This is a genomic window from Acidobacterium capsulatum ATCC 51196 (genome assembly GCF_000022565.1).
In the GTDB taxonomy this organism is placed as follows: domain Bacteria; phylum Acidobacteriota; class Terriglobia; order Terriglobales; family Acidobacteriaceae; genus Acidobacterium; species Acidobacterium capsulatum.
Genome location: NC_012483.1, coordinates 1,576,157 through 1,588,702, shown reverse-complemented (window position 1 = coordinate 1,588,702; position 12,546 = coordinate 1,576,157). Strand labels below are relative to the sequence as shown.

At 58.1% G+C, this 12,546-nt stretch carries 10 protein-coding genes and 1 tRNA gene; 6 read left to right on the top strand and 5 right to left on the bottom strand.

From position 1 onward, the window contains the following. Window positions 1–139 precede the first annotated feature (139 nt). Both ACP_RS06410 and ACP_RS06405 read left to right on the top strand, forming a co-directional pair. Complete coding sequence (locus ACP_RS06410) at window positions 140–1,249, top strand: sensor domain-containing diguanylate cyclase (protein WP_015896475.1); 1,110 nt, start codon at window positions 140–142, stop codon at window positions 1,247–1,249. Window positions 1,250–2,262: 1,013 nt separating this feature from the next. After that, on the top strand, window positions 2,263–3,189 hold the full coding sequence (locus tag ACP_RS06405) for a proline dehydrogenase family protein (RefSeq protein WP_015896474.1): 927 nt from the start codon (window positions 2,263–2,265) through the stop codon (window positions 3,187–3,189). Between the two features lie 26 nt (window positions 3,190–3,215). Here the strand turns inward: ACP_RS06405 and ACP_RS17690 are convergent, their stop codons facing one another. The 3 genes from ACP_RS17690 to ACP_RS06385 form a co-directional block, all read right to left on the bottom strand. Continuing rightward, entirely contained in the window at window positions 3,216–3,887 is a 672-nt protein-coding gene (locus ACP_RS17690; protein WP_083770669.1) for a DUF3106 domain-containing protein, read from the bottom strand. Between the two features lie 80 nt (window positions 3,888–3,967). After that, window positions 3,968–4,459 carry an anti-sigma factor gene (locus tag ACP_RS06390; RefSeq protein WP_041839362.1) on the bottom strand — a complete coding sequence of 164 codons (492 nt, stop codon included), beginning with the start codon at window positions 4,457–4,459 and terminating at the stop codon, window positions 3,968–3,970. Window positions 4,460–4,468: 9 nt separating this feature from the next. Then, window positions 4,469–5,155: an RNA polymerase sigma factor gene (locus ACP_RS06385; protein WP_083770540.1), complete on the bottom strand. Its 687-nt coding sequence runs from the start codon at window positions 5,153–5,155 to the stop codon at window positions 4,469–4,471. Window positions 5,156–5,445: 290 nt separating this feature from the next. On the opposite strand from ACP_RS06385, the gene ACP_RS06380 reads away from it, so the two are divergent. From ACP_RS06380 to ACP_RS18805, 3 genes are all read left to right on the top strand, one after another. Continuing rightward, window positions 5,446–5,520, top strand: a tRNA-Val gene (locus tag ACP_RS06380). Between the two features lie 352 nt (window positions 5,521–5,872). Then, a protein-coding gene (locus ACP_RS06370; RefSeq protein WP_420794752.1) for an IS3 family transposase occupies window positions 5,873–7,026 on the top strand; the annotation gives its coding sequence in 2 pieces (ribosomal slippage) (window positions 5,873–6,125 and window positions 6,125–7,026; 1,155 coding nt in all). Between the two features lie 58 nt (window positions 7,027–7,084). Continuing rightward, a complete protein-coding gene (locus ACP_RS18805) occupies window positions 7,085–7,240 on the top strand; it encodes an efflux RND transporter permease subunit (RefSeq protein ID WP_148215250.1) in 156 nt (51 codons plus the stop codon). Between the two features lie 72 nt (window positions 7,241–7,312). On the opposite strand, the gene ACP_RS06365 is transcribed toward ACP_RS18805, so the two are convergent. Both ACP_RS06365 and ACP_RS17255 read right to left on the bottom strand, forming a co-directional pair. Further along, complete coding sequence (locus ACP_RS06365; RefSeq protein ID WP_041839360.1) at window positions 7,313–10,444, bottom strand: sensor histidine kinase; 3,132 nt, start codon at window positions 10,442–10,444, stop codon at window positions 7,313–7,315. Between the two features lie 356 nt (window positions 10,445–10,800). After that, a complete protein-coding gene (locus ACP_RS17255) occupies window positions 10,801–11,655 on the bottom strand; it encodes a hypothetical protein (protein WP_015896466.1) in 855 nt (284 codons plus the stop codon). A 230-nt stretch (window positions 11,656–11,885) separates the two neighbouring features. Here ACP_RS17255 and ACP_RS06355 point away from each other — a divergent pair, with 230 nt between their 5' ends. Then, on the top strand, window positions 11,886–12,536 hold the full coding sequence (locus ACP_RS06355; RefSeq protein ID WP_015896465.1) for a response regulator: 651 nt from the start codon (window positions 11,886–11,888) through the stop codon (window positions 12,534–12,536). Window positions 12,537–12,546: the final 10 nt, after the last annotated feature.

Here is a 12,546-nt window from a genome sequence, read left to right as displayed (position 1 = left end):
CGTACAACCTGATAAACGTATTGGACACAGGTGTGTCCCGGGCGTGCCTGCGGAGGTGCGGGCGGGGCGGACACTGAATGACCGATTGTCGCTGTGTGAATTACAAATTTCTCCCATGGGCTCACCGGACCTGCACATTATGCCAGCACCGATTCCCCGCAATGAAGCGGAGCGGCTGAAGTCGCTTCAGAACCTGTATATTCTTGACACGCCTTCCGAGGCGGCCTATGACGACCTGACACGGCTTGCTGCGTATGTGTGCGATGCGCCGATGGCGACCATCACTCTGGTGGATGAGGACCGGCAGTGGTTCAAGTCGCGCATTGGAATCACCGCGCAGGAAACGCCGCGGTCGGTGTCGTTCTGTGCGCATGCGATTGCGCAGAATGAGTTGTTCGTGGTGCCGGATGCGACCAAGGACGCGCGCTTCTCCGGCAGCCCCCTGGTGCTCGATGACCCGAATATCCGTTTTTACGCCGGTATGCCGATTGTGAGCCCGGAGGGCTTTCACGTAGGGACAATGTGTGTGCTCGACAAGAAGCCGCGCGAACTGACCGAAGAGAAGCAGGTGGCTCTAAGAGTGCTGGCGCGGCAGGTGGCGGCACAGTTTCAGATGCGGCGGCAACTGCTGGAACTGCGCGAGGCGCGCGCCAAACAGGCAAAGACCGAGCAGCGGCTGCGCGAGAGCCAGACGCGGCTGAAGGAAGCCAATGCGTGCCTGCAGGAGATGGTAACGACCGACGCGCTCACCGGTGTGAAGAATCGCCGGGCGTTTGATGAGGGATTGCAGCAGGCATGGAAGATGTCGGCCCGCACGAAGTCACCCTTGTCACTGCTGATGGTGGATGTGGACCACTTCAAGCGGGTGAACGACACGCTGGGCCATGAAGCGGGAGACGACGTGCTGCGGCTGGTGGCGCAGACGCTGCAGTTCATGACGCGCTCGACGGATATGGTGGCGCGGTATGGCGGCGAGGAGTTCGTGGTGGTGTTGCCGGGCACCGAGGCAGAGCCGGCGGTAGCCTTTGCCGAGCAACTGCGGCTGAACATTGCGAACTTGAGCTGGCGCGGGCATCCGCTGACGGTGAGCATCGGGGTGGATTCCGGCTCAGGCAGCGGAAAAACGGAGTGCGAGCTGGTCGCCCATGCCGATGCCGCCCTGTACCGGGCGAAGAACAGCGGACGGAACCGGGTGCTGCGGTTTGATCCTGAGAAGGATAGTCCTTCGGCGGGGAAGCATACGGCTTAGAGGAGGTTCCCACGTTCGGGAACACGGACGTGGGGCACCCGGTCGTCGCAGGGATGGGAAGAGTGCGGGTAACGTTACCTGGAAGGCGAAAAAAATCTCTCATTAACGTCTTGCAAGCCATTGATATGAATGGACTTGCGAGACATTAGGCTGGCAAGTCCTTTAGAATCAACGTGAATTAACCCCTCGCAAACCTGCTGGAAAAGGAAAAAGCTCAGAAACAGACCAGTCTGGCGGTCTCTTTCTGAGCTTCTATTTCCATGATAGCGGACAGAGGGGAAATTACCGGCAGGAGTGGGGATTACTTTGGGGATGGGTAGGGCGAGGTGCTGGGGCCTCAGGATGACGCAGCTTTCAAAGGGAGGGTGGGTGTCGCCTCAGGAGCTAAAGCCCCTTCTTTTTTGGGCGGATTGCGGCATGGCTGAAGCCATGCCCTGATACAGAGTCCGTGGGTGGCAGGGGTGTTGCGGGAAAGACAATCGCTACGGCAAGGGGTTCGCTCCCGGGTCCGAATGGACGGACCCGGGGCACCCGGGCGCATCAGAAGTGGGCGGAGTTCGGGATGGGGATGCGGGCCCCTCTGCTTACTTCGTCCGGTCGGGAAAACAAGGGTTTGGGGTTGGTGGGAGAAACTTCGGGCGGCGTTGGCGCACGAAGGAGCGCCGGGATTCTTCGCTACGCTCAGAATGACGCGTCGTTTGCTCAGAGGTTTTCTCGCAGGGGCTGAAGTCCCTCTTTTTGTAGCCGTGCCCTGATATAAGAGGCTTTGATTGATTGGGCTTTTCACCCACATCTCTTTGAGATGTGGGGCACCCGGTTCACTTCGTCAGATCAAGTGGAACTACCCACTCAGGCCAACATCAGGCTTGCATGGGGCACCCGCCATTTGTCTAAAGCTAAAAGCCAGCTCAAGCCAACTGCGGGCTTGCATGGGGACCCCGGGGAGATAGGTGGTGGTGCTGTTGGAGCAGGTTTCATGCAACAATGAAAAGTTCGCCTGAACGACCGAATCGATGCCTATCCTGAGATCCGCCTTCATTGCCCTTTCCCGGAACGCCGCGCTGCGGTCGTTCTCTGAACGTTCGAGCCTTGGCCGCCGCATGTCGTCCCGCTTTGTGGCGGGCATGCAGATAGAAGAGGTGCTGCGCGCCGCCGAAGAGCTGAACCGGCAGGGCATCGCGGTGACGCTCGACAGTCTGGGCGAAAGCGTGACGCGGGCCGATGAGGCGCGGCGCTCGGCGGATATTTATCACCGGCTGATTGACGCCATCCAGGAACGCAAACTGAATGCGAACGTGAGCGTGAAGCTCTCGCAGATGGGCCTCGAGCTAGACCCGTCGCTGGCGCATGAGATTGCGGCCGAACTGGTGCAGCATGCGGCGCAGGCGGGCACGTTTGTGCGCATCGACATGGAAGGGTCGGAGTTCACCCAGACGACGATCGACATGGTGCGCGAGCTGCACGCGCGGCCGGGCCATGCCGGGCATGTGGGCATCGTGATTCAGGCTTATCTGTTTCGCAGCGCGCAGGACATTGCGCAACTGACGCAGGATGGCATTCGCATTCGCCTGTGCAAGGGCGCGTACAAGGAGCCGGCGTCGATTGCGTTTCCTGAAAAGAGCGACGTCGATCAGAACTACGTGAAGCTGATGAAGATGCTGCTGACCAGCGGCATCTTTCATGGCATCGCCACGCATGACGAGGCGATGATTGCCGCCACCAAGCAGTTTGTGGCCGAGCAGGGGCTGGACCCGAGGAGCTTTGAGTTTCAGATGCTCTATGGGATTCGGCGCGATCTGCAGACGGCTCTGGTGCGCGAGGGCTACGGCATGCGCGTCTATGTGCCGTTTGGTACGGAGTGGTACCCCTACTTCATGCGGCGGCTGGCCGAGCGGCCGGCGAATGTGCTGTTTCTGGCGCGGAATTTCTTCAGGAAATAAGCGGGTTTCAGTGCCGCGGCGCTGGCCTACCAGGGCTGGCGCGGCTGCGGTGCGCCCGGCTGCGGCGGCTGGTAAGGCTCAATGGAGAGCAGGTTGCCGAGAATGTTGCGCTCGCGCGGCGAGTAAGTGGCGCTGAAGCGGGCGGAGTTGAGAATCTCCTCACGCTGGCCGGGCGGCAAGGTGCGCAGCACGCGGAAGGCGCGGCGCAACTGCTGACGCTGGGGAGGCGGCATCTGGCTGAAGGCCTGGGCCGCGGCGCGGACCTCTTGCCTGCGCTCAGGCGAGAGCCGTTCGAAGGCCTCATTGCGGGCGAGGATGCGCTGGCGCTGCGCGGGCGGGATGCTATCCAGCTTGCGCAGACGGTGCATGATGCGCTGCTGCTGCGCGGGATTGAGCCGGTTGAAGCCGGGCTCGCGGCGCAGCGCCTGCTCCTGCTGTGAGAGGCTCATGTGCTGGTGCTGCTGGAACCACTCGGGCAGATGCTCCTGCCCACGGCGCGGACCGAATCGCCCGGGCTGCTGCCCGACGCCGCCGGGCTGCTGCATGCCGTGGTGAAAACCGGGATGCGCACCGCCGAAGTGGCCGGCCTGGCCATGATGCTGAGCCAGCGCGGGAACGCTCAGGGCAAGCAGGAGCGCGCCCGTGGAGAGATATTCCACAAGGGTGCGGCGCGGCTTGTGACCTGAGGGTTCTCTCATGTCAGTGAATCTCCGGGGGAACCAGGCAAAGTCCTTTTACTTCTATCATGGCCGCCACTCTGCGAGGCTGGCCAGTGCGCTTACATGCTGCCGGCGGAGCCGTCTGTGGTGCCGTCGAGCGCGTTGAGCTGCTGGAAGACCTGAGCGTTCTGATCGAGCGATTGCAGGTCGCGCAGCGTAGCCGACTGCGGCGTGACGACGGCCTGATGGCTGGCCAGCGTCTCAATGCCGGCATAGGCTCCGCCGCCGAGCAGCAGCGCCAGGGCGAAGGCTCCGGCGGCGAGCGGGCGCAGATGGCGGTTGCCGTAGAGGACGCGCAGGCGCAGGCGCTCCAGCCATCCGGCGGGGCGCGCCTGCTGCTCCTCTCGCAGGCGTGCCTGCATGCGAACCGCGAAGTAGGGGTTGGCCGCAGGCGTCTGCCACTCGTCGAGCAGGGCGAGGGTGGCCTGCATCTGCTGCCACTCGTGGCGGCAGCCCTCGCAGGAAGCCAGATGCTCACGCACGGCCGGGGACGCCGGCTGGCCAGAGAGCACCAGTTCTTCAAAGTGTGACTTTGCGTTGTGACAAGTCATGGTGTTTCCTCAATTCTCCTCTACGAAGCTTTTCAGGCGCTCGCGCAGCGTCTGGTAGGCGCGGAAGAGGAGCGATTTGGTGGCGGACTCGCTCAGCTTGAGCACCTCACCGATCTGTTTGTAGTCGAGCCCCTGATATTTGTGCATGAGCACGGCGCTGCGCTGGCGCTCGGGCAGAGCCATGATCTGCTGGCGAATGGCCTTGAGGCGCTCGCCCTGCACCAGATCCTGCTCGGCGGTGGGGCGGGCGTCGGCCACGTCGGGGGTGGTGCCGGTCTCTGCGTCCTGCTCGTCGAGGTAGACGGTGTGCGCGTTGCGCTCATGCCGGGTGTCGCGCGCGTGGTTGACGCCGAGATTGGTGGCGATGCGATAGAGCCAGGTGGAGAAGCGCGCCTCGGCCCGGTAGGTTTCGCGCGAGCGGTAGACGCGCAGGAAGACCTCCTGCGCCAGCTCTTCGGCGATGGCCTGGTTATGCACCATGCGGAACATGAAGTGGATGATGGGCCGGTGGTACTTCTCCACTAATGAGTTGAAGGCTGCGTCGTCGCCGGCCCGCACCTGCAGCATGATGGCGGAGTCTTCATCCACGACGGCTGCGACGGCAGGACGCGCCGGCGCGGTTGCCTCAGGGGTCTGCGCCGGGCGCCGCGCGGTGCGGGGGCGTTCCAATGCCGGACTGGCTGCCAGGGTCGCCATATCCGTTTGGACACAATCTTCTTCAGAGAGTTGCGGTGAGTTTGAACCGGGAGCGGGCGAATCCTGCGCGGAATGATTGGGTTTGGGGGAGCTGCTGCCTGAGGAGTCCGGGCGGGCGGAGCCGGGACCGTGCGCATGGGGCTGCTGGCCGGAATGGGCCGGGGGCGTGGGGCGGTCTGAATGGAGGTCCCCGGGAGGCATGCGTCCGCTGAGGATGATTTTACAGGGAGCGTGCGTTGGCAACGAGCCGCGCGAATGGTAATCTAACGATTACCGACACCCCTCCTCAAGGGCGCATAACTCAGCGGTAGAGTGCCACCTTCACACGGTGGAAGTCGTAGGTTCGAATCCTGCTGCGCCCACCATAGAATCAACAACTTAGAAGAAGTGCCCGAGAGCATTTGGTGGCATTTGGTGGCAAATTTTCAATTTACCATCGGCGAACCCTCCTCTAGAGTGAGCATCGCATAGACCGATCCGACCATCTGCTGCACGCTTTCAGGTAATGCCTGCATGTACTCGTTGGCCGTAGTATCAGCCCGCGAATGCCGCAAGTGGGATTGAATATCCTTTACCGATCCCAGATTCTGCGCCCTCGTGGCGATCGTCCGCCGGAGAATCTGGAAATTCAGCTTGTGATCGGCCTCTTTATTCCTGATCCAGTTGAAATGTTAGTCTTCGGCCAGAACTGAGCCTTTGAAGGCGGAGGGTTGGCTGATGAAGAAGAAGCGCTTCAGTGTGGAACAGATCATAGGCGTGTTGAAGCAGGCGCAGGTTGGAGTCCCGGTCGCGGAGGTGATCCGGAAGGCTGCGATCAGCGAGCAGACGTTCTACCGATGGAAGGCGAAGTACGCAGGTCTGGAAGTGGATCAGGTCCGGCAGATGGCGCAGTTGCAGGAAGAGAACCAGCGACTGAAGCGCTTGGTGGCGGACCTGACGCTGGACAAGACGATGTTGCAGGATGTGCTCTCAAAAAAATGGTGAAGCCTTCGGGGCGTGGGCCGATGGTGGAGCATCTGGAACGGATGCACGGAGTAGCGGAACGCAGGGCCTGCCGGGTTTTATGCGTTCCACGAGCGACATATCGTTATCGGAGTTGCCTGGATCCACGAACGGAGCTGCGGATGCGTATCCGGGAGATTGCGCAATCGAGAGTGCGCTATGGATATCGCAAGATCCGGGTTCTGTTGAACCGCGAAGGCTGGAACGTAGGCAGGTACCTCGTGTACCCGTTGTACTGCGAAGAAGGCCTCTGTCTGCAGCGCATGCGACCAGCGGGCAAGCACAAGGCATCACGGTCGCGGGCGGAGAAGTTCAAGGCCACGGCTCCGGATCAGGCCTGGAGCATGGACTTCGTGTCCGACCAGTTACAGGGCGGCACGAGGTTTCGTTCATTGACGATCGTTGATGTCTACACACGAGAGGCCGTGGTCATCGAAGCTGGGCAGAGCCTGAAGGGAGAAGACGTGGTGCGTACGCTGAACCGCGTGAAGCAAGAACGCGGTGTGCCGAAAATACTGTTCTGTGACAACGGGAGCGAGTTCACCTCGCAGGCTATGGATTTATGGGCTTACCGCAACAACACCAAGATAGACTTCTCGAGGCCGGGTAAGCCGACCGATAACGCTTTCGTGGAAGGTTTCAACGGCACCTTCCGATCCGAGTGCCTGAATACACACTGGTTCGCTGATCTGCGGGAAGCCAAGGTACTGATCGAAGCCTGGAGAAAAGAATACAATGAGAGTCGTCCTCACGCATCTCTCGCGGATAGGACACCAAGCGAGTTCGCCAGCCAGTATGCGGCTAGCCGCATACTGGCTGAAACCAGAAACAGCCGCGGACTAACATCAGACTTGGTACAGGAAAACTAGGCCCTTCACCGCTGCGCTACACTAACAATCTCGCTGGTACAAATTACCGGGTAGGCCAATCGGTTCGGACACGCAACGGCCTTTTGCAATTGCGATCGTCGGTGGATTGATCGCAAACCTCTTGATGAGTATCTTTCTTTTGCCCACGCTTTATGTGTGGATCGCGCGCGAGAATGACCTACTCCCGTTAGCAGAAATCGAGCTTGACCATTGAAGTCATACTAACTGGTACTGTTTTTCTAGGTCTTTCAGTCAGGCTGCATGACCGTATTGTATTGCTCTGAAATTACCAGCTGAGCTTTTTGTGCGCGCCGAAAGCAATCCGTGCCGGCACAGCTAGACTTATGGTTGTGCCGTATCCCTTCACACTATGAATATTCAAGCGGCCATGGATGCGTTTGGAGCGTTCCCTCATGCCTAGCATACCGAAGTGCCCGGACTTTTGCTCCAATAGTGAATCCCGCTCCATTCCTTGCCCGTCGTCCTGCACTATGCAGCGCAATCTCCAGAAGCCGTATCTCAGTTGCACGTAGATATGGGCTGCCCCGGAGTGCTGCCGGGCGTTTGAGATTGCCTCCCGCATGACCCACATCACTTCCTCTTGCACCATCGGATTCAGTACTCGTAGCTTTCCGTGAATACTCACATCAACCTGAGGTCGAGCATGCGAGCCGAATGGCCGAGCCAATTCGTGAAGCTCACTCGCCAGATTGTTTTTGGCAAGATCGTCGGCGCGCAGATCGCGAATGCGGTCTCTACCTAACACAAGTAGTTCTTCGGCGCGATCCAGAGCGCCCTCCATATCATCGCGGACGCGAGCGGGCGCAGTGGCCCCTGCCGAGAAGGCGGAAACGCTCAGAATCAGTCCCTGCAAGGATTGCAGCAGCGTGTCGTGCAGTTCACGCGCGATGCGCATGCGCTCAGACATCTGCGCTTCAAAGCGTGAGCGAACTTGTTGCTCGGTGCGGTAAATCCGATATTGGATGGCAGCCCAAAGGAAAAGAATTATTGCGAGCGAAACAGCTACTTTGAACCAAAGCGTCTGATACCAGGCGGGCAGTACGCTAAAACTAACAATGGCGCCTCGTTCATTCCAGACACCACTGTTATTGCTCGCAATCACCTTGAAAAGGTAATGTCGTGGGGGGAGATTCGTATAGGTCACTTCGCGCAACGAGGCGGGTTGGCTCCAAGTCTTGTCATAGCCGAATAATTTATAACGAAACAGCACCTTTCGCGGTGCTGCAAAGCTGAGCGCCGTATATTCGATGTGGATCACGGCCGTGTTCGCAGGCAAGAATACGTCATGCGCAATGGCCGTTTCATGGCCATCCGCGGCGATACCCTCAATATGCACCGGAGGGGGGAGCGGATTTCGATTCAGATCGCGAGGATCTAAAACGCCCAGACCGGTTCGCATCGCAAACAAGATGCGCCCATCGGCGGTCATCGTGTTTTGAGGTGCGTACCAGCCGCCGACTGCGGCGTTCTCCACGCCGTCGGTATTGTCTAGATAGTTTGTTACTTTCACGGACCTGGAAGGCTGCGCGATCCAGGAAGAAAGATCCTGTTCGGAGAAACTGATAAGGCCGCATCCGGTGTAGAGCCAGATATGATGATCGCGGTCACGACGCATCCAATGTACGTTTTGGCAGGGCAGCCCATTCTTCCTGCCCAGGATGGATATCTTGTGATTTTGCAGGTGGACCAAGCCGGATTTTGAAGCTATCCAAAGACCACCGTCGTCGTCGACTTCGTCGATTCGAACGGCGCCGCGGCCCAGTCCTTCCGCTGCACCATAGTGTTCCAGAATCTTTCCTCTTTTGAAGAGAAAGAGCTTTCCATTATGTGTGCTGAACCAGACGCTGTCCCTCATCCGGTCAAAGGCCACCGATACGGGAAAGTCGCCCCTGTCAGGATCCTTGATGGCCTTTATCAGTTTCCCGTTCTTATGAAGATGCAGCAAACCTGACTGCTCGCTCACTGCCCAGAGGGTCCCATCGTTATCTTCCGTGACCGAGAATACATTCTTGTACCCCTCAAGCCAGAAGATGCCGGGAGTGCCAGAGGGCGCTCGCCCTGCATGTCCCTCTGCCATCTCACCGCGAATGTGTGTCGTCAGAATCAGCCCTGCAGTGCGAGTTTCTCCCATTGCAAGCCCGGCATCGCCCTGGATTTGGCCTCCCGGACGACGGATGTGGCCGCGAACAATCTCATTGAACCCGTCGGATGTTCCCACCCATGTTCTCCCGCGCCGGTCAGTGAGAACTGAGAAAATTGAATCAGCTGACAACCCCTCGCTGCGGGTCAGCCTTGGCACCGCGGGCCGGGTGAACTCGTCAATGCTGTCAGGTGACGTCACCCACACGTTTCCCTCTCGGTCTTGAAAGATCGACTCCGCGGTATCTGAGGAGAGACCATCGACAGAGGTGAAATGATCCAGGCGGCCTTCATGGAAGTGAACGATTCCTTGTCCAAAGGTCCCAATCCAGAGCCCACCATCCCTGTCCCGCATCATAGTTCGCACATTGAGTGGAGACGATTGCAGCTTTCCAAAGTAATCCTCAACAGTCCCTTGGGCTGTGAGCTTCATAACTCTGCCTCTCTCTGCAAACAACAGTTCCCCTGCGGCATCCTCGCAGAATACAGGCGTTGGCACTGTCTTATTCAGGACCAGTTTCGGAAGGCCGGGAAGAAGCTGCCATATCCCTTTTTTGCTGTCTGCCCACAATCTTCCTTCCTTATCCGCAAGAAAGGGAGTAAGGCCTAATCCGGCAAATTCGGGGAGCCTATGAGCGATTACTTCTCCGTGATCGATTGAAAATAGCGAAAAGCCGGTCGGCGTGGGGCTATTTTCCGCGCCCACCCAGATCACGCCGTCTCTATCTTCCGCCAGCCGCACCCTCCTGAGCGCATTCAACGCGCGATAGCGATGCCAGGTCCCGTCTGGCCTGAGCTGTGCGACTCCGTCACCGCCAATCCAAAGACTTCCATCCCGGGACGCCAGCAGTTGAGTGGGAGGGCTGCCGGGCAATTGGCCGCCGTTCGGCGGTTTCCAGTCTACAAACCGCACGCCGTCGAAGCGAAATACTCCGGTGGGACTCAGGAACCAGAGATATCCATCAGCCGTCTGCGCGATTGCGTTGTTGCTGATCCCGACGCCGCGGAAATATCCCTGTTGCGCCGTCCACGAAGTGTGCAGATACTGCGATACATCGAGCGACCGCATTTGTGATAAGGCTTTCGGAGCTTCATAGCAAACCAGGAGAAGCAAGCACAGGAGTATCTTTGCGATTCTCCGGGCGAGTCTCGCACCGCTCAGCCCTGCGAGGTTAGGGCATCGGAAACCAACAATCACAAAGGCGAAGTTCCCCATCGTCATCCACGGGTCCTGATGGGTCAAGGTCAGTTTCCTCATTTTAAGGCAGGATTTCAGATCTGAATCGGTTCTGATGAATCGTTCGATATCGAGGGCAGGGCAGTTCTCCAGCCCTTCCGAGTGAGTAGATACTCTGGTCGTCACAAGGCCGAGCCGAATACCAGCAATTCACATTTCTACGCATTCTGTATCTCTGCAACGGACAGGCTATGCGCGCTCGCTGCCAGTTCCGGCGGCAATCACTATTCAATAGCGAATTTTGCATTCGCTTCAATTCCAAAGAGTGATTTCGCGCTGTCTCGAAGAACGGATCTTTCCTTAATCAGCTTGCGCAACTCCTTTGAAGCAGCGATACATCTGGCGTTGATGTAAAGCCTCATTCGCTTCCTGTCTACCTACGGGATAAAGGAAGTCCCTTGTTTCATCTCATCCCGCAATGAAGTGTCGAATATCGCGGTCAGGAGGCTTGATCGAAGTTCGTGATGAATGTTGCCTGGCGCACGGCAATCAAAACTCTTCGTCCATAGGATCATGCCGGAAAGAGTGAGCAGTTGAATCTGCGCGATTATGTCATTGCCAAAGTGGATGACCTTGCCGTCAACCACAAACTCAACGCCAGAGCTTTGCCAGAGGCGGAGTTGCTCGAAGGGATCGCATTCGCCTCCGGGCGAAGTTGCAAATAGTTTGATTCGAGTGTGCCGCGACAAGTGCTCGGTCAACTCAATTTCTAGATCGCAGGTTTTACGCAGTGCCAACTCGTTCAGAGACTTTGTACGAAAGGGGAAGATCGCCAGATGGTGCGTATTCCCCGGTGATCTAGAAAGATCGTAGAGGGTTGAGTCGGAGAGTTGAGCCTGTATGTGACGTCGCTCGATGACGGGTACATAGGAGCCGACCGCAAGATGAATCTTGACGGTGCCTATCGCCGGAGCGCTGGCGTAGTATTCGCGTAACTTTGCGCGTAATCTGCGCGCTTCCGTACGCACGATCGAGTCGAGGTTGGGATCATAAGAAGATGGCCGGTCGTAGACCTCCGTTCCGACGATATATTCCTTGAAGACTTCAGCTTTGCCTGCCAAGAGGTAATCGACAGCAGTTCGTAAGAATCGGCAGAGTTTACCTGATTTTATAAAGAACCGGCTCTGAAGCACTCGCTCCAGCTCTTCGCGCACATCGGCGTCGCTCCACTCTGGCTGTGCGAGGAAGGGAAGGACTTTTCTCGGGTTTTCTGAAAGGTTCGACGGAATCATGGATACGCCCATCCTGGTGTGACGAGATCTCGTGTGTACGGAGCCTGTTTGTTAGGTCTGTTGGAAGACGCTGCGGTTGCGTATTCGTCCAGCAGTATGTCTGAAATCTTGAAAAGAGTGCCGGAAGAGGTTTTAGGACCGTCGCAACTGAATTGTCTGCTGAAACCCAAAGTCCTCCAACGCCCAGGTGGGCTTAATTCTGCTAGCCCATTTAGGGGATAGGGCACAATATGAGCATGGATACAGCCGGGACGCCGCGCCGCATTCGCGTGTTGATTGTGGATGACCATCCGATGGTCAGGGATGGCGTTTCCGCGTCGATTCGAGGGCAGTCAGACATGGAGCTGTGCGGAGAGGCGGAAACGGCGGAAGCCGCGATAGAGCTCTTCAAGGAACTCAAGCCGGACATCACCCTGATGGATTTGCGCCTGCCCGGTGCTTCGGGCGTGGAGGCGATTGCGCAGATCCGAAGTCATTTTCCAGCGGCTCGAATCATTGTGCTCACGACTTATCAGGGGGATGTTCAGGCCCTTCGAGCACTGAGGGCCGGAGCTTCCGGCTATCTGCTCAAGACCTCCATGAGACGGGATCTTCTGGACACGATCCGCTCTGTTCATAGTGGGCGCAAAGTGATTCCTCCTGAAATTGCAACGGCGATGGCGATCTATGTGTCGAACGATGAACTGTCGAAACGAGAACTGGAGATTCTTCGGCAGGTGGCTGCCGGCCTTCCCAACAAACTGATTGCGGAGCGGCTGTCCATCAGCCCCGACACTGTAAAGTCTCATATTGCAAATATCCTTTCAAAGCTTGGTGCGAATGACCGCACGCATGCGGTTACGCTGGCGGTGAGACGGGGATACTTCGATCTGGATGCATGAGAGGGAAAGA

What these genes read in the sequence shown, in the direction of transcription:
- ACP_RS06410 (WP_015896475.1), top strand. Translation starts at nt 140, where the DNA reads ATGCCAGCACCGATTCCCCGCAATGAAGCGGAGCGGCTGAAGTCGCTT.
- ACP_RS06405 (WP_015896474.1), top strand. Translation starts at nt 2,263, where the DNA reads ATGCCTATCCTGAGATCCGCCTTCATTGCCCTTTCCCGGAACGCCGCG.
- ACP_RS17690 (WP_083770669.1), bottom strand. Translation starts at nt 3,887, where the DNA reads ATGAGAGAACCCTCAGGTCACAAGCCGCGCCGCACCCTTGTGGAATAT.
- ACP_RS06390 (WP_041839362.1), bottom strand. Translation starts at nt 4,459, where the DNA reads ATGACTTGTCACAACGCAAAGTCACACTTTGAAGAACTGGTGCTCTCT.
- ACP_RS06385 (WP_083770540.1), bottom strand. Translation starts at nt 5,155, where the DNA reads ATGGCGACCCTGGCAGCCAGTCCGGCATTGGAACGCCCCCGCACCGCG.
- ACP_RS06365 (WP_041839360.1), bottom strand. Translation starts at nt 10,444, where the DNA reads ATGAGGAAACTGACCTTGACCCATCAGGACCCGTGGATGACGATGGGG.
- ACP_RS17255 (WP_015896466.1), bottom strand. Translation starts at nt 11,655, where the DNA reads ATGATTCCGTCGAACCTTTCAGAAAACCCGAGAAAAGTCCTTCCCTTC.
- ACP_RS06355 (WP_015896465.1), top strand. Translation starts at nt 11,886, where the DNA reads ATGAGCATGGATACAGCCGGGACGCCGCGCCGCATTCGCGTGTTGATT.